14 protein-coding genes are annotated in these 19,733 nt (G+C 67.8%); 3 read left to right on the forward strand and 11 right to left on the reverse strand.

Features of this window, described 5'->3' with window-relative positions; translation table 11 throughout:
• Position 1 precedes the first annotated feature (1 nt).
• The 5 genes from G467_RS16245 to G467_RS0109680 form a co-directional block, all read right to left on the reverse strand.
• Positions 2 to 613 (reverse strand): YkvA family protein, encoded by a 612-nt coding sequence (locus tag G467_RS16245; RefSeq protein ID WP_022969533.1) that lies wholly within the window; start codon positions 611 to 613, stop codon positions 2 to 4.
• 136 nt (positions 614 to 749) lie between these two features.
• Positions 750 to 2,570: a phospholipase D-like domain-containing protein gene (locus G467_RS0109665; RefSeq protein ID WP_022969534.1), complete on the reverse strand. Its 1,821-nt coding sequence runs from the start codon at positions 2,568 to 2,570 to the stop codon at positions 750 to 752.
• Positions 2,567 to 3,184, reverse strand: coding sequence for a YceI family protein (locus G467_RS0109670; RefSeq protein ID WP_022969535.1), 618 nt, complete (start codon positions 3,182 to 3,184; stop codon positions 2,567 to 2,569). Before G467_RS0109670 ends, G467_RS0109665 begins: the two co-directional genes overlap by 4 nt.
• A gap of 4 nt (positions 3,185 to 3,188) precedes the next feature.
• A complete protein-coding gene (locus tag G467_RS0109675; protein WP_022969536.1) occupies positions 3,189 to 3,665 on the reverse strand; it encodes a SixA phosphatase family protein in 477 nt (158 codons plus the stop codon).
• Entirely contained in the window at positions 3,666 to 4,298 is a 633-nt protein-coding gene (locus G467_RS0109680) for a ParA family protein (protein ID WP_022969537.1), read from the reverse strand.
• Positions 4,299 to 4,505: 207 nt separating this feature from the next.
• On the opposite strand from G467_RS0109680, the gene gltB reads away from it, so the two are divergent.
• Together gltB and G467_RS0109690 are read left to right on the forward strand one after the other, a co-directional pair.
• Positions 4,506 to 8,972, forward strand: coding sequence for a glutamate synthase large subunit (gene gltB, locus G467_RS0109685; protein ID WP_022969538.1), 4,467 nt, complete (start codon positions 4,506 to 4,508; stop codon positions 8,970 to 8,972).
• Complete coding sequence (locus G467_RS0109690) at positions 8,969 to 10,372, forward strand: FAD-dependent oxidoreductase (RefSeq protein ID WP_022969539.1); 1,404 nt, start codon at positions 8,969 to 8,971, stop codon at positions 10,370 to 10,372. Before gltB ends, G467_RS0109690 begins: the two co-directional genes overlap by 4 nt.
• 63 nt (positions 10,373 to 10,435) lie before the next feature.
• Here the strand turns inward: G467_RS0109690 and G467_RS0109695 are convergent, their stop codons facing one another.
• The 3 genes from G467_RS0109695 to G467_RS0109705 form a co-directional block, all read right to left on the reverse strand.
• Complete coding sequence (locus G467_RS0109695; RefSeq protein ID WP_022969540.1) at positions 10,436 to 11,017, reverse strand: hypothetical protein; 582 nt, start codon at positions 11,015 to 11,017, stop codon at positions 10,436 to 10,438.
• 91 nt (positions 11,018 to 11,108) lie between these two features.
• Positions 11,109 to 12,785 carry a GMC family oxidoreductase gene (locus tag G467_RS0109700; protein WP_022969541.1) on the reverse strand — a complete coding sequence of 559 codons (1,677 nt, stop codon included), beginning with the start codon at positions 12,783 to 12,785 and terminating at the stop codon, positions 11,109 to 11,111.
• Positions 12,782 to 13,294 (reverse strand): gluconate 2-dehydrogenase subunit 3 family protein, encoded by a 513-nt coding sequence (locus tag G467_RS0109705; protein ID WP_022969542.1) that lies wholly within the window; start codon positions 13,292 to 13,294, stop codon positions 12,782 to 12,784. Before G467_RS0109705 ends, G467_RS0109700 begins: the two co-directional genes overlap by 4 nt.
• Before the next feature lie 92 nt (positions 13,295 to 13,386).
• Between G467_RS0109705 and G467_RS0109710 the strand changes: the two genes are divergently transcribed.
• Positions 13,387 to 14,874: an AAA family ATPase gene (locus tag G467_RS0109710; RefSeq protein ID WP_022969543.1), complete on the forward strand. Its 1,488-nt coding sequence runs from the start codon at positions 13,387 to 13,389 to the stop codon at positions 14,872 to 14,874.
• Positions 14,875 to 14,905: 31 nt separating this feature from the next.
• Here G467_RS0109710 and G467_RS0109715 read toward each other — a convergent pair whose 3' ends face one another.
• Genes G467_RS0109715 through G467_RS17530 form a run of 3 tightly spaced genes read right to left on the reverse strand, consistent with a single transcriptional unit; the run spans position 14,906 to position 19,724 of the window.
• The gene (locus G467_RS0109715) at positions 14,906 to 15,919 is read right to left on the reverse strand and encodes a hypothetical protein (protein WP_022969544.1); all 1,014 of its coding nucleotides are present in this window, start codon (positions 15,917 to 15,919) and stop codon (positions 14,906 to 14,908) included.
• Between the two features lie 12 nt (positions 15,920 to 15,931).
• Positions 15,932 to 16,846 (reverse strand): AEC family transporter, encoded by a 915-nt coding sequence (locus G467_RS0109720; RefSeq protein WP_022969545.1) that lies wholly within the window; start codon positions 16,844 to 16,846, stop codon positions 15,932 to 15,934.
• 7 nt (positions 16,847 to 16,853) lie between these two features.
• Complete coding sequence (locus tag G467_RS17530) at positions 16,854 to 19,724, reverse strand: hybrid sensor histidine kinase/response regulator (protein ID WP_022969546.1); 2,871 nt, start codon at positions 19,722 to 19,724, stop codon at positions 16,854 to 16,856.
• Between the last annotated feature and the right edge of the window lie 9 nt (positions 19,725 to 19,733).

The raw sequence follows: 19,733 nt of genomic DNA on the forward strand, positions 1-19,733 counted from the left end.
CTTAGCGGACGCGCAGCATGCCCGGGCGCCAGGCCGAGGTGTAACCGGCGCGCGCGTAGCCGGAGCTGTCGCCGTAGCCGGTGCCGCCGGCGTCGCGGTTGCGGCGGCGGTGCATGCGGTCCTGCAGTTCGTCGCGGCGCGAGTCGAGCCAATCGGCGCGGCCGACGCTGGCCGGATTCAGGCCGCGGCGGGTCGCTTCGCCCTGACGGAATTCGCAGAATTCCTCGTAGGCGTCGAGTTCGTGCTTGAGCTCGGTCACGCAGATCTCGATCGCGATCGCGTCGTCGAAATAGCCCAGGACCGGCACATTGTCAGGAATGATGTCGGCCGGATCGGCGAAGTACACCAGCGCCGACAGCACGTGCTTGCGATCTTCGTCGCCGAGCGCCCAACCTTCGTCGCGCACCATCGCGATCAGCGCGTCGAGCTTGTCCAGGCGCTGCAGGATGAAGTCCGGCAGGGCGACCTTGTTGGCTTCCTCGAGCAGCTGGCTGGCCGCGCCGACGATTTCTTCGGTGCTCTTGGCGCCGGCAGTGGCGCCGGCGGCCTTGATGGCCGAATGGAAGTGTTCGAGGTCGCGGTCGGAGAGTTCGAAGCTGATGGCGAGGGGCATGGCAGGTTTCCGGCAGTGCGGGAGCGAGACCCCGCAGCCTAGGCGCAGGCGCTGGCGGCGTCAATCCGGACCCCGCGCGGAAACGGCGGAAACGGCCACCGAACGCGGTCCGGACACCCGCCGGGACGGGGTCCGGTTACAGGATCGGGATGAAGCCGGCGCCGAACGCGGTCAGGATGCGCGTGTAGATCGACTTCATGCTCAGGTTCACTTCCGGGAAGTCGCCGACCGCGTCGTAGCACTTGGCGAAGTCCGGGTGACCCATCGGCAGCGGCGTGCAGCCGGGCTTGAGTTCGTAGCTGGTCGCGTAAGGCAGCGGCCAGACGTCGAAGATCGGCAATTTCTCCGAGAGCTTGCCCAAGTTGTAGTTCAGCTGCGCCAGCACCGGCAGCTTCGCGCGCGGCGCGATCGTCCAGGCGTTTTCCGGCGCCATGTCGCGATGGATGCTGGCCGCGAGCGCGGTGGCAAATTCGCTGCTGTGCACGACGACCAGGCTTTCGGTGTTGTAGTCGCTCGAACGCGGGTCGAAGTTGTGGCTGCCGACCACGCCGATGCGGTCGTCGACGACCATCGACTTGGCGTGCAGACCCACGCGCACGCCGGCGCGCTTGAGCGGCACCGGGCCGTCGTCGCGGTCGTAGTCGACATGCCGGCTGGGCAGGACCGAGACGCCGCTGTCGGCGACCGCACCGGTCGCGGCCAGGTCGATCGGCGCATTGGCCGGAAACGGCTTGAACTCGAAAATCTGGAAACCGAGCTCGCGCAGATACAGGCGCTTGTACTTGTGCGACATCGCGTACACCGGAAAGGCGTCGGTCGCGGCCAGCGAGTTGGTCGACACCAGCACCTGCGGCGGTGTCACGCGCCGGTGCATGCGCCGGAACATCTGGCGCGCCGGTCGCGACATCACCAGATACGGCGTTTGCACCAGCAGCTCGTTCTGCGTGCTTTCCAGCACGTCCAGCAGCGCCCGTGAGGCGGTGCTGCGGCTCTTGGCGGCGGCATCGTGCTTGACGGGCAGGTCGCCGAAAAATTCCACGCGGCCAACATCGATGCGCAGCGGCGCCAGGCGCTCGTATACGCCGGCGGCATCCTGCGCCGCCGCTTCCATCGCCAGCACGCGCGCGGAACGTTCGAGTTCCGGTCGCCCGGGCGGACCCTTGTTCGCGAGCAGCACGCGGGCGACGTCGCCAAGCATCGCCGCCGGCTGCGCGCGATGATCGGTCCAGAACGCCTCGAAATTCTCGGTCATCGCCTGTGTTGCCGGCCCGGCGATGAGCAGGTCGCGGTCGCGGTAGTCGTATTTGTCGTTCCAGTCGAAATATTCGTCCTGGATATTGCGTCCGCCGATCACCGCCAGCTGGCCGTCGACGACCATGAGCTTGTTGTGCATGCGCTGGTTGAGGTCGCGGAAATGCAGCACGATGCCGGCGAGGAACTCCATCGGCGCCACGCGCGCCTGGTCGAACACCGGGTTGTAGACGCGCAGTTCGAAATTGCGATGGAAGCCGGCGAGCTCGGCCTGCAGCTGCGGATCGGTCAGGCCGCCGAGCTGGTCGAGCAGCAGACGCACGTGCACGCCGCGACGCGCCGCGGCCATGAGCTCATCGAGCACGAGCATGCCGCTATCGTCGCGTTCGAAATGGAAGGTCTGCAGGTCGATCGTGTGCTGTGCGCTGCGGATCAGATGCACGCGCGCGAGCAGCGAATCCTGGCCGTAATCGAGCAGCAGCACCGAATGCTGCGGCTCCTCCGGCGTCGCCCGCGCATACGCAGCGGCGCCCAGATCATGCAGCGGCGACGCCAGCGCGCAGCCCTCGGACGGACATTCGACCGTGCTGCTCTGCGCACGCTCGGCATAGTCGACCGCCTGCAGCCGCTGCTCCTGCGACAGGTGCGCGCAGGCACCGAGCGGCAGGCAGGCGAGCAGCAGCAGCGTGCGCAGCCAGGGGCTCATGGCGTCTTCCCGTCGAGCAAGCGCACGCGGAAATCGAAATCGACCTGGTCGCGCACGGTCATGCGATAGGCGTTCATGCCGAAATCGTGCCGGCTGACGCGTCCGCGCACCTGGATGTCGCAGTCCTGTCCCGGACGTGCGCAGGTCGAGGGCAGCAGATCGAAGGCGACCTCGCGCCGGCGGCCGCGCAGCTGCAGTTCGCCGAGCACGACACCGCCGCGGCGCAACACCGTGTCGGTGAAGACCTGGGAATGGAAACGGATTTCCGGGTAACGATCGATGGCCAAAAACTCCTCAGAACGGGTCATGCGTGCCATCCAGGCGGAGCCATCGAATTTCAAACTGCGTCCGTCCACTTGCACAAGAACGCGCCAGCCGCGCGCGGCGCTACCGCGCAGTTCACCATTGACCTGGGTGAAGCGGCCGTGAGCCCGCATCGGCAAACGCAGATGCACTTCGAAACTGGCCTGCGCGCGGGCGGGATCGATGACGATGACCGGTTCCTGGACAGGCGCGGGTTCGGGTGGCGGCGCCGCGTCCTGGGCGGAAACGGCGGAAACGAACGACAGCGCGATACCACTCAGCCCCAGGGCGAGCGCTCGCGCGCAGTTCATCGGGTCATGGCCACCAGAAGGCGGCAAGCTCGGCGATGCCGGGCTCCAGGCTGGCGTCTACCGGCAGGCGCAGCACCGCGACGCCACCGGCGGGCATGCCGCGGAAATCCCCGGACTGGCCCGAGCTGAGTAAGGCCGCTAGCTGCTCCAGACCCGGGTTGTGCCCGACCAGCAGCACACGGCCCAGATCGCGCTGCTCGTCCGCGATCGCCATCAGCGTGCCCGGCGTCGCTTCATAGATACGCTGATCGGGGCGCTGCTCGACGACGCCGATGACCGACAGCACCTGCTCCAGCGTCTCCCGCGTGCGCCGCGCCGGCGAATAGATCGCCCGGTCGGGCAGGTAACCGTGCTGCTTGAGCCACACGCCGGCGGCCTCGGCCTCGGCCTGGCCTTCCCGCGACAGCGGACGATCGAAATCCTCGGCACCCGGAGCCGCCGGGTCGGCGTGAGCGTGGCGAAGCAGGATGAGTTCTCGCATTCAGAGCGCCTTCTTGAGCCATTTGAGCAAGGGGGACCAGTCGTCCTGGTGACTGCGGATCTGTTCGGAGTGGTAATCGAACACCGACTTGCCCAGGGCCGCCATCAGGACATAGGCCTGGGTGTCGCGCAGTTCGGCGATCACCGGATAGGGCCAGCTCTTGAGCTGCGCCATCGCCTGCTGCGAGGCGCCGGTCCAGGGCTTGAGGCGGTTGCCGACGATCAGCACCGGCAGCTTGCCCTTCTTGACCCGCTGCACCGTGGCCAGGGTGTTGAGGAAAGGCACGGTCGCTTCGAGATCGATGATCGAGGGCAGCACGGGCACGATGACCACGTCCGCGCGCTCGAGGAAGGCCTCCAGGTCGTCGGCCATGGCGCCGGCCGGCGCGTCGACGACGGCACGCTGGGCGCCGTCGGGCACCTGTTTTTCCCAGCCACGGCGGCTGCCGTCGATCGGCAGCACGGCGGTCGCGAGGGCGGCGCGCTTTTCGCACCAGTGGGTGGAGGATTTCTGCCGGTCGGCGTCGATCAGCAGGGTACGTTTGCCGTCCAGCGCGAAATGCGCGGCCAGGTTGGTGGCGATCGTGGTCTTGCCCGCGCCGCCCTTGGAACTGGCGACAAGTACCGTGCGCATAAGCTCCACTCCACTGCGGGTGAAGCCTCACTCTACAACGCCCCGCGCGCGGGGGGAAACCGGCGGTCGCGCGCGCGGTTCGGGTGAGCGCGGCGTCAAGAGCAGAAACTCTAGTGCGCTGTGTGACGGTGAAGCCGGTACGCACCGCCGCCCGGCTCCCGCTCCGGCCCTGGCCCGCGAACGCGACCACTTGATACCGGAGGGTCGATGCGCGCCTCATCGTCCGGGGGCCTGTACGCCCCGGGTTTCGAACGCGACAGCTGCGGGTTCGGGCTGATCGCCAACCTCGACAACCGTCCCTCCCGCGGGCTGGTCACGGCGGCGTTGACCGCCCTGGCGCGCCTGGCCCACCGCGGCGCGGTCGGCGGCGACGGTCGCAGCGGCGACGGCTGCGGTTTGCTGATCCATCGTCCGGAAGTGTTCCTGCGCGTGGTCGCGGCCGAAGCCGGCATCGCGCTGGGCACGAACTTCGCCGCGGGCATGATCTTCCTGCCCACCGAGACCGCCGACGCCGCACAGGCGCGCGGCGTGCTCGCGACCGCCCTGACCGCGCAGGGCCTGCGCGTCGCCGGCTGGCGCGGGGTGCCGGTCTCGCGCGAGGACTGCGGGCCGATCGCCCTGCGCGGGATGCCGCGCATCGAGCAGGTGTTCGTGCAGGCCGACGACGACCTGTCCGCAGCCGATTTCGAACGCAGCCTGTATCTCGCCCGCCGCGCCGCCGAAAAACAGCTCGCCGCGCTCGCCGAATTCTACGTGGTGACCCTGTCGGCGCAGACGATCGGCTACAAGGCGATGGTCCTGCCCGAAGCCTTGCTGCCGCTGTTCCCGGACCTCGCGCGCGTCGAACTCGCTTCGAGCGTGGTGGTGTTCCATCAGCGCTTTTCGACCAATACCGCCCCGGCCTGGAAACTCGCGCAGCCATTCCGCCTGCTCGCGCACAACGGCGAGATCAACACGATCGAAGGCAACCGGCATTGGTCGATTGCGCGGGGCGCGCGCTGGTCTTCGCCGAGGATGGATTTCAGCGACGTCCAACCCTTGGTCGCCCTCACGGGTTCGGATTCGCAAAGCCTCGACAACATGCTCGAAGCCCTGCTCGTCGGCGGCATGGATCTGTTGCAGGCGATGCGCATCCTGATTCCGCCGGCGACGTCCTCGCTCGAATACAAGGATCCGGATCTTGCCGCGTTCTACGAGTACTACGGCCTGTGCGTGGATCCCTGGGACGGCCCGGCCGGCATCGTGCTGTGCGACGGGCGCTACGCGGCCTGCGCGCTCGACCGCAACGGCCTGCGTCCCGCGCGCTGGCTGCTGACCGAGGACCGGCATCTGGTCATCGCCTCGGAAGCGGGCGTGTACGACTGCGCGCCGGAAAAGATCGTCGCCAAGGGCAAGCTCGGTCCGGGCGAAATGCTCGCGGTCGATCTGCAGCGCGGCGTGCTCATGCAAAGCGCCGACATCGATGCGCTCAACAAGGCGCGCGCGCCGTTCAAGACCTGGCTCAAGCAGGGCGTGACCTACCTTACCGCCGATCTCATCGATCCCTCGCTCGCCGCCGAACCTTTCGACGGTGCGACCCTGCGCCGCTTCCAGAAACTGTTCCAGCTCACGCGCGAGGAACGCGAATCGGTGCTGCGCGTACTCGCCGAAACCGAGCAGGAAGCGACCGGCTCGATGGGCGACGACACGCCGTTTGCCGTGCTCTCGCACCAGGTGCGGCCGCTGTACGACTATTTCCGCCAGGCCTTCGCCCAGGTCACCAATCCGCCGATCGACCCGCTGCGCGAGCAGGTGGTGATGTCGCTGACCACGCAGATCGGCCGCGAGGGCAACGTCTTCGAGCTGACGCCGGCGAATGCGCGCCAGGTCATGCTCAACTCGCCCGTGCTCTCGCAGCGCAAGCTGCGCCAGCTGCTGACGCTCGAGGATTTCCGCGACGCGCACACGCGCCTGGACCTGTACCTGGCCGAAGGCGAATCCCTGCACGAGGGCCTGCATCGCCTGTGCCGCGAGGCCGAGGCGGCGGTGCGTGCCGGCACGATCCTGCTCCTGCTGTCGGACCGCTATCCCGAACCGGGCTGCCTGCCGATCCATGCCCTGCTCGCGACCGGCGCGATCCACCATCACCTGGTGCACGCCGGCCTGCGTTGCGACTGCAACCTCATCCTCGAAACCGGTAGCGCGCGCGACCCGCACCAGATCGCCTGCCTGATCGGCGTCGGCGCGACCGCGATCTATCCCTATCTGGCCTACCAGACGCTGGCCGCGCTCGGTCGTCACGGCGTGCTCGATGGCAAACGCGGCAACGAGGCCGCCGAACTCGGCCGCAGCTACCGTCGCGGCCTGAAGAAGGGCCTGCTCAAGATCCTGTCGAAGATGGGCATCAGCACGATCGGCAGTTATCGCGGCGCGCAGCTGTTCGAGATCGTCGGCCTTGCCGACGAGGTCGTGGCGCTGTGTTTCCCGGGCATCGTGTCGCGTATCGGCGGCGCGGGGTTTGCCGATCTTGAGAACGACGCGCGCCATCTCGCGCAGCGCGCCTGGTCCGAGCTCGACGACATCGAACCGGGCGGCAAGCTCAAGTACGTGCACGGCGGCGAGTACCACATGTACAACCCCGACGTGATCGCGAGCCTGCAGCGTTCCGTGCGCAGCGGCGATGTCGCCGACTACCGTGTGTACGCCGACCATGTCGACGGCCGGCCGGCGTCGACGCTGCGCGACCTGTTGCCATTGCGCCGCGACATCGCGCCGATCGCGCTCGCCGCGGTCGAACCGGTCGAAGCGATCCTGGCGCGCTTCGATTCCGCCGGCATGTCATTGGGCGCGCTGTCGCCGGAGGCGCATGAGGCGCTCGCGATCGCGATGAACCGGCTCGGCGGCCGCTCGAACTCCGGCGAAGGCGGCGAAGATCCCGCGCGCCACGGCACCGAGAAATCCTCGAAGATCAAGCAGGTCGCTTCGGGGCGTTTCGGCGTCACGCCCGAATACCTCATCCATGCCGACGTGCTGCAGATCAAGATCGCGCAGGGCGCCAAACCCGGCGAAGGCGGTCAATTGCCCGGCCACAAGGTCAATGAACTCATCGCGCGCCTGCGTTACGCGCGGCCGGGCATCGGCCTGATCTCGCCGCCGCCGCACCACGACATCTATTCGATCGAAGATCTCGCCCAGCTCATCTACGACCTGAAGGAAGTCAATCCAACCGCGCTCGTGTCAGTGAAGCTGGTCTCGCATGCCGGCATCGGCACCATTGCGGCGGGCGTGGTCAAGGCCTATGCCGATCTGATCACCGTGTCGGGCTACGACGGCGGCACCGGAGCCTCGCCGGTGTCGTCGATCCACCATGCCGGCACGCCCTGGGAACTGGGTCTGTCGGAGATCCAGGAAACCCTGCGCCGCAACGACCTGCGCCATCGCGTGCGCGTGCAGGTCGACGGCGGACTGAAGACCGGACTGGACGTGATCAAGGGCGCGATTCTCGGCGCCGAAAGTTTCGGCTTCGGCACTGCACCGATGGTCGCGCTCGGCTGCAAATACCTGCGCATCTGCCATCTGAACAACTGCGCGACCGGCGTCGCCACGCAGGACCCGCGCCTGCGCAAGGACCATTTCACCGGCCTGCCGGAGATGGCGATGAATTTCTTCCGCTTCGTGGCCGAGGACGTGCGGCATTGGCTGGCGATCCTCGGGGTTGCGCGTCTGCAGGACCTGATCGGTCGCACCGATCTGCTGCAGATCGCCGAAGGACAGAGCGAGCGACAGCATGGCCTCGACCTTTCACCGATCCTCGCCGCGAGCGGCCTGCGCAGCGACGCCGCGCACTACTGCACACAGGCGCGCAACCGTCCGCGCGATCCCGGCACGCTGGCCGCGCGCATGCTCGAAGAACTGCGGGCGGCGATCGTCGAAGCGCGTGGCGGCGAGTTCCACTACACCGTGCGCAATTCCGACCGCAGCATCGGCGCGCGCATTTCGGGCGAGATCGCGCGCACGCACGGCAACCTGGGCATGAGCGCCGCGCCGATCACCCTGCATTGCACCGGCGTGGCCGGACAGAGTTTCGGCGCCTGGAACGCTGGCGGCCTGAACCTGCATCTGGAAGGCGATGCCAACGACTATGTCGGCAAGGGCATGGCCGGGGGTCGCATCGCAGTGCGGCCGCCGCGTGCGTCGCGCTTTGTCGCGCGCGATACGCCGATCATGGGCAACACCTGTCTGTACGGCGCCACCGGCGGCGAGCTGTACGCCGCCGGCCGCGCCGGCGAGCGATTCGCCGTGCGCAATTCCGGCGCCACCGCCGTCATCGAAGGCGTCGGCGATCATGGCTGCGAATACATGACCGGCGGCATCGTCGTGGTTCTCGGACGGACCGGCCTGAACTTCGGCGCCGGTTTCACCGGCGGCATGGCCTACGTACTGGATCTGGATCGCGATTTCGTCGATCGCTACAACCACGAGCTCATCGACGTGCTGCGCATCACGCCCGAAGGCATGGAGAACCACCGCCAGCATCTGCGCAACCTCATCCGCGCGCATGTCGGCTACACCGACAGCGCCTGGGGTCAGGCCCTGCTCGACGATTTCCGCGACGTCGCCGGACGCTTCTGGCTGATCAAACCCAAGGCCGCGAGCCTGGAGTCCCTGGTCGACGCCCTGAGGCGCGCCGCATGAAGCTCACGCCCTTCCAGTTTCTCGATCTGCCGCGGCGCATGCCGCGCGAACTCGACGTGGCCGTGCGCGTGCTGGGCTGGAACGAGATCTACGGGAGTTTCGAGGCGCCGCAGGCGGTCGAACAGTCCGCGCGCTGCCTGGACTGCGGCAATCCCTATTGCGAATGGAAATGCCCGGTCCACAACTACATCCCGAACTGGCTGACCCTCGTGCGCGAAGGGCGTCTGTTCGAAGCGGCCGAACTCGCGCACGAAACCAATCCGCTGCCGGAGATCTGCGGTCGCGTCTGTCCGCAGGACCGCCTGTGCGAAGGCGCCTGCACGCTCAACACTGGCTTCGAATCGGTGACGATCGGTTCGATCGAGAAGTACATCGTCGATACCGCGTTCAAACAGGGCTGGCGACCGGACCTGTCGAACGTCCGTGCCACCGGCAAACGCGTGGCGATCATCGGCGCCGGACCGGCCGGGCTCGCCTGCGCGGATCGCCTGGCGCGCGCGGGCATCGCCGCGCACGTGTTCGACCGCTACGAAGAAATCGGCGGCCTGCTGACCTTCGGCATTCCGCCGTTCAAGCTGGAAAAGGAGGTCATCGCCACGCGCCGCCAGGTGCTCGAAGCGATGGGCGTGGTCTTCCATCTGCGCACCGAGGTCGGCGGCGATATCGCGTTCGCCGATCTGTTGCGCGACTACGACGCGGTGTTTGTCGGCACGGGCGCCTACACCGCGGTCGACGGAAAACTGCCGGGGCAGGATCGTGCCGGCGTGATTGCGGCGCTGCCGTTCCTGATCGCGAATGCGCGACGCCTGTTGTCGCCCGAGTCCGCCGCCGATCCGATGCTCGATCTCGCCGGTCGCCGCGTGCTCGTGCTCGGCGGCGGCGATACCGCGATGGATTGCGTGCGCACGGCGGTGCGCCTGGGCGCGGCGGATGTCGCCTGCGTGTACCGGCGCGACGAAGCGAGCATGCCCGGTTCGCGCCGCGAGGTGAAAAACGCGCGCGACGAGGGCGTACGCTTCGTGTTCAACCGGCAGCCGCTGGCGATCGAAGGCGAGACCGGCGTGAGCGGCGTGAGCGGCGTACGCGTCGGCGCCACGCAGTCGCGCGCACGCGACGAGGTCGCCGCACTGACCGCGGACGGTGAAGAAGTGCTGCCCGCAGATATCGTGATCACGGCCTTCGGATTCCGTGCCAGTCCCGCGTCGTGGCTGGCCGAGCACGGCGTGGCCTTGCAGGACGGCGGGCGCATCGCGGTCGCCGGCGGCCTGCCTTACCAGACGTCGAACCCGCGCATCTTCGCCGGCGGCGACAACGTGCGCGGCGCCGACCTGGTCGTGACCGCCGTGCACGATGGCCGCGAGGCCGGCATGGCGATCGCGCGGATGTTGCTGGCAGGCTGAAAACGAAGAGGCGGCCGATCGCTCGGCCGCCTGCGGGTGGATCGTGACGCGGTCGCGACGCGCTTAATCCGACTGCGGGAAGTTGCAGCTGAGCTGGTCGGGACTGAGCTCGAACGGCGCCGGGCAGCTCACGTTGCTGACCGTGCGGTACGGCGGCGGTGTGTAGCCACTGACCGTATTCAGACCGGCGTAGGGCCGCCAGCCCTTGCCCTTGCCGAACAGGTAGTCGGTACCGAACGTGACGAACTCGGCCTGCGCGGCACCGGTCACCAGGAAGGCGTTTTCATCGAACGACCAGCCCGCGCCGTATTCGCCGGTGAGATCGTCCTTGCCGTCGATGCCCTTCAGGCGCAGTTCGCCGGCGCGGAATCCGCCGGTGAGCGGAAACGTCATGTCGATGCCGGCGCCTTTGACATCGCCGTTGGAATTGACGTCGACATCGCGGTAGCCCACCACCAGCTCGGCCTGCGACTTGCCACCGAACTGCCAGTTGATGCCGACAAAAAACTCGTTGTCGTTGACCTCTTCCTCGCCGACGACCGTGGTGGTGCGCGTCGGCGGCGGCGGGCCGCCCTTGCCGGCCAAGGCCGGACCACAGGCCAGCCCGACCAGGGCCAGGACACCGATACGAATAACCTGTTTCATTTGTTTTCCCCTGCGTTGCGATTAAGCCCCTCCGTTGCAGTCCGGAGGCGCCCGATGGTGGCCGTGTCGAACCCCGTGGCGAGAGCCGGCGTCAGGAAGCCCGCCCCGTCACCACCTGGTCCACTGCACGGATGGCCAGTGCCTGGATAGTGAGGGAAGGCGCCTCACCACCCCCGGAGCTGGGAAACACGCTGGCGTCGCAAATCTGGACGTTGTCCCAGCCATGTATCCGCAGGTTCGGGTCCACCACCGACGTCGCCGGATCCGTGCCCATGCGGCAGGTTCCGAAAACGTGGGCAGCGGAATAAAAATCGTAGCTCCCGTACTCCTCCACCAGGGTCTGCACCCCGGCTGCCTTCATGAGGTCACGACAGGAGCGGGCCATAGCGGCCAGACGCTGGATCGTCGCGGCATCGTTGAAGGAGTGGATTCGCGCCAGCGGCAGGCCGTGGGCATCCGTGCGGGCAGGGTCGAGGTCCACGAACGAGCCCGTGTTGGGCAGGAATTCGCCGGTCGCGCTGACCGCCACCGCGCGACCGACGCTTTCGCGCACCCTCGCCTTGTGCGCGGCGCCCCAGCCCGGCAGGGCGCGCTGGGCGTAGGCGACCGGGCCGACCATGTCGGTCTCGTGGATCGCGTCGCTGAGCTTGTAGCCACCGACGATCCCGGGCACGGCGTCGGGCCGGTTGAAATCCCAGCAGATCGACGCCGCCGGCAAGCCGCCGAAACTCGCCAGCGGCTCTGACGCCAGGCCCACGGTCGTCCAGCTCGACGACTCGAGCAGGTTGCGCCCGATCTGGCCCGCGTCCGCGGCGATCGCCGCCGCCGGATTCGCCGCGTTGTGGATCAGCAGCAGCCGCGGCGTTTCGATCGCGCCGCCGGCCAGGATCAGCTGCGGCGTCGCCACGCGCACGCGCTGGCCCCGTGCGTCGAGGTAATCGAGCGCGCGCACCTGGCGACCACCCTCGACGATCAGGGCGACGACGGTGCACAGCGGGCGGATTTCGCAGCGACCGCTGGCCCGAGCCTTGGCGATGAAGGTCACGTCGGCCGAGCCTTTGTCGCCGCGTGGACAGCCGCGATTGCAGCCGCCGCAGTAGTTGCACGGCGGACGACCGTCGTAGGGCAGGGACAGGGCCGAACGCGGGCTCGCCTGCCAGTGCCAGCCCAGCGCCTCGGCACCGCGACCCAGACAGCGCGCCGCGTGACTGATCGGATGCGGCGGCAGGGGATACGCGGCACTGCGCCAGCGATCCCCCGGGTCGGCGGGACCGGCGACACCGATGAGATTTTCAGCGACGACATAAAAGGGTTCGAGCTGCGCATAAGTCAGCGGCCAATCCGCGCCGACGCCGTGGTCGCTGCGCAGGCGCATCGAATGCGGATTCATCCGGTGCGCTTCGCCGGTGAAATGCAGGGTGCTGCCGCCGATGCCGCGCACATGGTGATAGCCCGGGCCGGAAATGCCGCGGCGCTCGCCGCGGTTCAGACGGCCCGCGACGGCATTCCACGAACGCAGACCGTCATCGCGTGGGTCCAGCGTCTGCATCTCGCCGAAGCTATAGCGCCCGCGACTGCCGGGCTTGAGCGGAAACCGGCTGAGCTCCCAGTCGGGCCGATCCAGACGGTAATCGGTCGCCGCATCGAAGCTCGGACCGGCATCGAGCAGCAGGACGCGCAGACCGTGTTCGGTCAGACGCCAGGCCGCCGCCGCGCCGCCCGCGCCCGCGCCGACCACGACCGCGTCGAAGGTCGTCTCGCGACTCATTCCACGCTCTCGAAATGACCGAAGGGCTGCGGCGGCTGCGTGATCGCCGAGCCTTTCCAGGCCGCCGGCTGCGCGTAGTAATAGCCCATCGCCAGATCGCGGATGAGATCGAAGAACCGCCGTGGCGGCGCTTCCCAGGGCAGCTCGGACATGGTGCGTGCGATCGCGTCGCGCGCCGACGCGTCTGCCGCATCGAAGGCACCCCCGGCCGCCTGATCCAGCCACGCGATGCTGACTTCGATCAAGCGTCCGAACAAGGCATTGCCCTCGGCGTCGGCGAGGATGCGCGCCGGCACGCCGAGCGCAGACGCCGCCGGGCTGAAGTCATCGGCCGGCAGCAGCGTGTCGCAAAAGCGCGCGAACGTCGTCGCCACCGCGGTCGCTCTGACTGCGGCAGCGGGCTCGGCCGCCAGCGCGACCGCGCCGGCGGGGATCGCCGTGCTCGCGAGCGTCGTGGCGATGAGTGCCAGGGCCTGCCGACGGGTGAAACGGGCGTGGAGAGGGGACATGACCGAATCCTAGCGCAAAGCCGTCGCTCCGCCCGCACGGCGGCGGCCGTGGCGGCTCTGCTATCTTTTCCGTCCCTGCCAAGGCCGACCTGATGAGCGAACTGCAAGACCTGTCTTCCCTGATCCGTGCGAACACGCCCTTGATCGTCATCGAAACGCCCGACGAGGGTCGCGTCGTCGATCTGTTCCGGCATGTGCTGGCGAACGTGTTCCGCGCGCTGTACCGCTGGTCGATCACCGAAGGCATGCGCCGCGTCGACATGGACCGCGAGGACGCACCGGAAACGGCGCCGGACATCAGCGCGACCTTGCACGCGATCAAGAGCCACGACCAGCGCGGCATCTACCTGCTGCTCGACGTCATGCCCTACCTGGGCTACGCCAGCACGCAGCGCATGCTGCGCGAAATCGTCGAGCGCCGCGGCAGCCTCGACCACACCGTCGTCCTGGTCGGCAGCAAGATCGAACTGCCGACCGAACTCGACACCCTGGCCGTGCGTTTTTCGCTGCGCCTGCCGGACGAAAACGCCCTGCTGAAGATGCTCAACGACGAAGTCGCGCTGTACATGCGCGAGCACGGCGGTCGCCGCGTGGTCGTCGACAAGGCCGCGGTCGCGGCGATCGTGCGCAATCTGCGCGGCCTGGCGATGACCGAAGCGCGGCGCATCGCGCGCCACCTGGTCTTCCGCGACGGCGCGCTCGGCGAGGCCGATCTGCCCGAGCTGGCCAAACTGAAGTTCGAACTGCTCAACAAGAGCGGGCATCTGCATTTCGAATACGACACCGCGCGCTTCGCCGATGTCGCCGGCGTCGCGCGCCTCAAACAATGGATCGGCCAGCGCCGCGAAGTGTTCGCCAGCGGCGACATGCCGATCGGGCTGGATCCGCCGAAAGGCGTGCTGCTGCTCGGCGTGCAGGGTTGCGGCAAGTCGCTGGCCGCGAAAGCGGTTGCCGGCGGCTTCGGCGTGCCGCTGGTGCGCCTGGATTTCGGTACGCTGTACAACAAGTTCCACGGCGAGACGGAAAAGAATCTGCGCGAGGCCCTGGCCTCGGCCGAGCAGCTCGAACCCTGCGTGCTGTGGATCGACGAGCTGGAAAAAGGCCTCGCCAGCGCCGGCAGCAGCGAAGACGGCGGTGTGTCGCGGCGCGTGCTCGGCTATTTCCTGACCTGGATGGCCGAACGCAAGTCGCGCGTCTTCCTGGTCGCGACCGCGAATGCCGTGCATGACCTGCCGCCGGAATTGCTGCGCAAGGGCCGCTTCGACGAAATCTTCTTCGTCGACCTGCCCGATCACGCCACCCGCGACGAGATTTTCCGCCTGCACCTGGACAAGCGTCGCGTCGACTGGAGCGCGTTCTCGCTCGATCGCCTGTCGGCCGCGAGCGCCGGTTTTTCCGGTGCGGAAATCGAGCAGGCGATCGTCAGCGCGCTGTACGCCGCGCATGCCGGCAAGACCGTGGTGTCCGAAGCGAGTCTGCTCGAGGAACTGCGCGGCACGCGTCCGCTGTCCGTGCTCATGGCCGAACAGGTCGAATCCCTGCGCGAGTGGGCGAAGACCCGGACCGTGCCGGCGGACTGACCGGCGCACCGACGGGCGACGGCGGACGGCGTTATCGCCGCGGCGTCGCCGGCGCGATCTCGAAGCCGGCGTGCCAGCCGTCCGGCGGATCCAGCGGACGCTTGGCCTGCACGAGCGCGCTGCGCATCGCCGCGAGTTCGCCCTGCTGAAGCGTTGCCCGGAAATACGCATGTGCCTCGGCGCCATGCGGGTCCGGGTGCAGGCTGGCGAATTGTTCGAGTTGCCACGACAGACGTCGACGCGCGATCAGGGCATGGGCCTTATCCGCCTCCGTGTCAGCGAGATGCTGCACGAGCGCCATCGCGATTGCGACTTCGAACGCCGTTTCGCCTTCGGCCGCGATGCGCGTGTTGAGCGCACGACAGTCCTCACGGACCGAACCCACCGCGTCCTTGCACAGCGCATGCAGGACGCCGAACCCGGGCAGGCCGAATTCCACGGCGATCGCGCCGGCGAGCATCTGCGCGGAATCTTCATCGCCCTGTGCGTCGATCTGCGCGCGCGCGAGCACGTCGCCCCAGGCCAGGCCATCGAAGGTCGGATAGACCGCGCGCAGCAGCGGGCCGTAGACGCTGCGATAGGTTTTCGCCTGCGCCGCCTGATGCAGCAGCGCGGCGACGCGGGTCGGGTCGGCCTGATTTTCGGCGCGCGAAAACAGCACGAGACCGAAGAAGCCGTTTTGTGCGATCGCCTGTTGCAGGACGCGATTCGCCGCCGCGCGCGGCGCGGCATTGGCCGGCGTCGTCGGCGACTGATCCATCTGCAGGGCCAGGGCCTGCACCATCGGATCCTGACGGCCGTCCTGCAGCGCCGCATCGCGCAACTGCAGCCACTGCGCGCGGGTTACGGACGACGTTGGCGCGACCTGGGACTGCATCGCCCCCATGCCCGACAATGCCAGACGGGCGAGCGGCGAGGCCTGGTGGCTGGCGGCGCGCAGATAGATCGACGACAGATCCGCCGGCGCCGTATCGTCGGTCGTCGGTCGTGCGGAGGCGGCCGTCGAAACAAGTAGGAGCAGGGCGGTGCAGGCGAGCTGGCGCAAGTTCGATTCCAGTCAATGCAGGGACGTGAGCAGCCAGGCCCAGGCGGGCAAGGTGATCAGCGACAACAAGATGCCATAACCCACCAGGGCCGCGGCGAGACCGGGCGCGAGCCGATGCGAGATCGCGAGCGCGCCGGCGGTGATCATCGGCGGCATCGCCGATTCGAGCACTACCGTCTGCGCCTTGAGCGGATCCAGGCCCAGCCAAGGCACGATCAGCCAGGCCAAGGCCGGCATCAGCAGCAGTTTCAGCGCCAGGCCGGCGGCGAGCGGTTTGAGTTCGTGCCGGGGCAAGGCGAACTTGATGCTCAGACCGATCGCGAGCATCGCCAGGGGCAACAGGGCATCGGACACGCGTTGCAGCAGGCCGGCGATCACCGCCGGCGGATCGGCCGGCATCAGGCTCAGGCCGACCACCAGGGCCAGGAACGGCGGAAACCGCAGGATGCGCCGCACGATCGCGCCGGTGCTGGGCGTTTCATCGCCGCCGTAGCGCGCGAGCACGAACAGGCCGAAGGTCGACAGGATCAGGAACGCGCCGAACTGGTCGTAGACCACGGCGTAGGGCAAGGCCGCCTCGCCGAGCAAAGCGCGCACCAGCGGATAGCCGAGGAAACTGGTATTGCCCAGGCCCACGCACAGCAGGAGCACCGCGTGTTCGTCGCGACGCAGCGACAGCCCGCGACTGAGTGCGGCGACGAGGCCGATCGTCGCGACCAGCAAAACCCAGGGCACGAGCGCGATGCCGAGCACCGACGCGTCCAGGGGCAGGCGCGGCGCATAGCGCAGGACCGCCGCGGGCAGGCAGACGTAAAGCACGACCTGGTTCAGCGTTTCCGCGGCGTTGTCGGGAAACACGCGCAGGCGCCGGAAGACGACGCCTAGCGCCAGCATCAACAGGATCGACAGGAAGGCATCGAAAGCCAAGCGTCGCCTACATCGCCTGCACGTGCAGGCGCAGGCGTTCGGCGGCGGTCTGCACGTCGGCGCTCAGCGGCAACAGCTGCGGCCAGTCGGCGGCCTTTGCCGCGAGTTCGAGTTCGGCGGCGGCGTGCGCGAGTTCCTGTGCGCCGACGAGCTTGGCCGCGCCCTTGATCTTGTGCGCCTGGCGCGCGAGCGCGGCGGTGTCGCCGTCTTCGCGCGCCTGCCGCAGCGCCTGCAGATCGTCCTGTGTGCTCGCGAGGAAATCATCGAGCACGGCGCGCAGATCGGCTGCATCGCCACCGGTGAGTTCGGCCAGCACGCTCGGATCCAGCGGCGATGGCGGCGTGTGCAATTGCGGCAGGGACGTAGGCAAGGGTGCGATCGGCAGACTCGGCAGCGTGCCCGTCTCCGGCGCCCGCGTATGCGGCAACCACTTGAGCAGACAGGCGGCGAGTTCGGCAATGCTCACCGGCTTGGCGAGATAGTCGTCCATGCCGGCCGACAGACAGCGTTCGGCTTCGCCCTTGAGCGCGGCAGCGGTCAGGGCCACGACCGGCGTGCGGACGCGGTGCGCACGCATTTCTTCCTCGCGCAGCGCGCGCGCCATCTGATAACCGTCCATGACCGGCATGTGCACGTCCGAAAGAACCAAGGCATAGCGGCCGCTGCGCCAGCGCTCCAGACCTTGCGCGCCGTCGTCGACCGCTTCGCTGGCATAACCGGCGAGCGCGAGTTGGCGCGCGACGACCAGACGATTGGTCGGATGATCGTCGACGATCAGGATCAGGCTGCGCTCGGCTTCGGCCTGCGCCACCGTGGGCAAGGCGCGCGGCGTGAACGCGCCGGGCTGACCGGGCCGTGCGGGATCGGCTTCGATGTCCTCCACGCGGCCGCGCGGCAGACTCACCGACAAGCGCAGCGTCGTGCCCGCGCCGGGCGTGCTTTCCATGGTGACTTCGCCGCCCATCATGCCGGCCAGGCGCTGGCTGATGACCAAGCCCAGGCCGGTGCCGCCGAAGCGCCGCGTGGTGCTGCCTTCCGCCTGACTGAACGGTTGGAACAGGCGCGCCTGCTGTTCTTCGGTCACCCCGATGCCGGTGTCGGTGACGCGGAACACCAGCTGATCCTGATCTTCGAGGCGGCCCTTCCATTCCAGCGCGACCTCGACAAACCCGGCGTCGGTGAACTTGATCGCGTTCGACAGGAAGTTCGACAGGATCTGGCGCAGGCGCAGACCGTCGGCGACATGCGCCGGCCCGACGCGCGGATCGAGCGTGATGGTCAGCACCAGGCCCTTGCTCGACGCCGAGCCGGTGAAATTGGCCGCGGTCGATTGCAGCAGGCGGCCCAGGTCGAGGGTGATCGGCGCCAGTTCCAGGCGACCGGCTTCGACCTTGGAGAAGTCCAGGATGTCGCCAATGATCTTGAGCAGGGAATCGGCCGACTGCTGGATCACGTGGATCGTGCGCCGCTGTTCGGTGTCGAGTTCGCTGTGCGAGAGCACTTCGAGCATGCCGGTCACGCCAATCATCGGCGTGCGGATTTCGTGGCTCATCGCCGCCAGGAAACTGCTCTTGGCGATATTGGCCTCGCGCGCGGCGACTTCGCTCGCGCGCAGTTTGCGTTCGAGCAGCTTGATCTGGGTCAGGTCGGTGGCGACGCCGAGAAAACCGACCATCTTGCCGCTTTCGTCGCGCATGCCCGAGGTCGCCAGCAGCACCGGCACATGGCTGCCATCCTTGCGCACGATGGTCCATTCCTGCGGCGGAAGGCCCTGCTCGATCATCACCGGAATCAGGCGCGCGTCGGTCGGCACCGGCCGATCGAGCGCCGCGGTGAGATTGCCCGCGACCATCGCCATTTCTTCGGGCAGCAACAGGCGGTCGGCGGTGCGCCGGCCGTTCATCTCCTCGGCGCGATAGCCGGTGAGTTTTTCCGCGAAGGGATTGAAGCTGGTGAAGCGGCCTTCGAGATCGATCGACATCACCGCCACGCGCGCGGCCGCGAACAGCGAGCGCTGGAATACCTCGCTCTGCTGCAGGCTGAAACGCACGCGCTCGTTGTTGAGCAGCTGTTCGTTGAGTTCGTTCTCGAACCGCTGTACGTCGTCGCGCATGGTCAAAAAGCCGTCGAGCACCTCGCCCAGCTCGCCTTCGGCGCGGAAACGCGGCACCGCGTTGTAGTCGTGCCGGCGCATCTGCTGCGACAGGTCGCGCAGGCTTTCCACGCCCTTGTAGATGTTGCGCACGATCGATTGCGCGATGAACGCGAACAGCACCAGGCCGCCGATGATCAGCACGATGCGCAGCAGCGCGGCTTCGCGCGCACGCCACAACGAGGCCTGCACGCGCCGGTTGGCCTCGATCAGCTGCAGGTCGGAAAAATATTTCAGGCGCATCGTCACTGGATCGATCGCCGGATACAGCTCGGTGTCGGCGAAACGGCCGAGTTCGCCGATGTCCTTGCGTACGAGGATGCCGCGCAAGGTCACCGCGGCGGCATCGGCGCGCACCTTGGCGCGGTCGATCTGCGCGATCAGTTCTTTCTGTTCGGTGCTTTGCGGCTCCGCCGACAGGGTCCGCCAGTGCGCATCGATGCGCAGCTTGGCGCCGTCGATGACCTGCACGCCTTCCTCCCAGCTCATGAGATCGTTGCGCACGCGGAAGGTCGTGTCGACATAGTCCAGGCCGTAGGCGTCGGATACCGCCTTGATGCGACGCAGGCTGTTGAGCGATTCGTCCTTGAGCTGGCGCAGGGCGTCGGTGTTGTTGCGCCGCTCCCATTCGTCGAGCAACAGGACGCCGATACTGGCGATCAACATCAGGCCGAACAGGCCCAGCAGCTGTTGCCGGATGCTCAGGGTCTTGCCGAGAGCGATCATGCGCGCCGG

The organism is Arenimonas oryziterrae DSM 21050 = YC6267 (genome assembly GCF_000420545.1).
GTDB classification, from domain to species: domain Bacteria; phylum Pseudomonadota; class Gammaproteobacteria; order Xanthomonadales; family Xanthomonadaceae; genus Arenimonas; species Arenimonas oryziterrae.

Bases quoted from the DNA above. Each gene is read 5' to 3' on its own strand.
- G467_RS0109690 (WP_022969539.1), top strand. From the start codon at position 8,969: ATGAAGCTCACGCCCTTCCAGTTTCTCGATCTGCCGCGGCGCATGCCG.
- G467_RS0109700 (WP_022969541.1), bottom strand. From the start codon at position 12,785: ATGAGTCGCGAGACGACCTTCGACGCGGTCGTGGTCGGCGCGGGCGCG.
- G467_RS16245 (WP_022969533.1), bottom strand. From the start codon at position 613: ATGCCCCTCGCCATCAGCTTCGAACTCTCCGACCGCGACCTCGAACAC.
- G467_RS0109675 (WP_022969536.1), bottom strand. From the start codon at position 3,665: ATGCGAGAACTCATCCTGCTTCGCCACGCTCACGCCGACCCGGCGGCT.
- G467_RS0109670 (WP_022969535.1), bottom strand. From the start codon at position 3,184: ATGAACTGCGCGCGAGCGCTCGCCCTGGGGCTGAGTGGTATCGCGCTG.
- G467_RS0109705 (WP_022969542.1), bottom strand. From the start codon at position 13,294: ATGTCCCCTCTCCACGCCCGTTTCACCCGTCGGCAGGCCCTGGCACTC.
- G467_RS0109665 (WP_022969534.1), bottom strand. From the start codon at position 2,570: ATGAGCCCCTGGCTGCGCACGCTGCTGCTGCTCGCCTGCCTGCCGCTC.
- G467_RS0109695 (WP_022969540.1), bottom strand. From the start codon at position 11,017: ATGAAACAGGTTATTCGTATCGGTGTCCTGGCCCTGGTCGGGCTGGCC.
- G467_RS17530 (WP_022969546.1), bottom strand. From the start codon at position 19,724: ATGATCGCTCTCGGCAAGACCCTGAGCATCCGGCAACAGCTGCTGGGC.
- G467_RS0109680 (WP_022969537.1), bottom strand. From the start codon at position 4,298: ATGCGCACGGTACTTGTCGCCAGTTCCAAGGGCGGCGCGGGCAAGACC.
- gltB (WP_022969538.1), top strand. From the start codon at position 4,506: ATGCGCGCCTCATCGTCCGGGGGCCTGTACGCCCCGGGTTTCGAACGC.
- G467_RS0109710 (WP_022969543.1), top strand. From the start codon at position 13,387: ATGAGCGAACTGCAAGACCTGTCTTCCCTGATCCGTGCGAACACGCCC.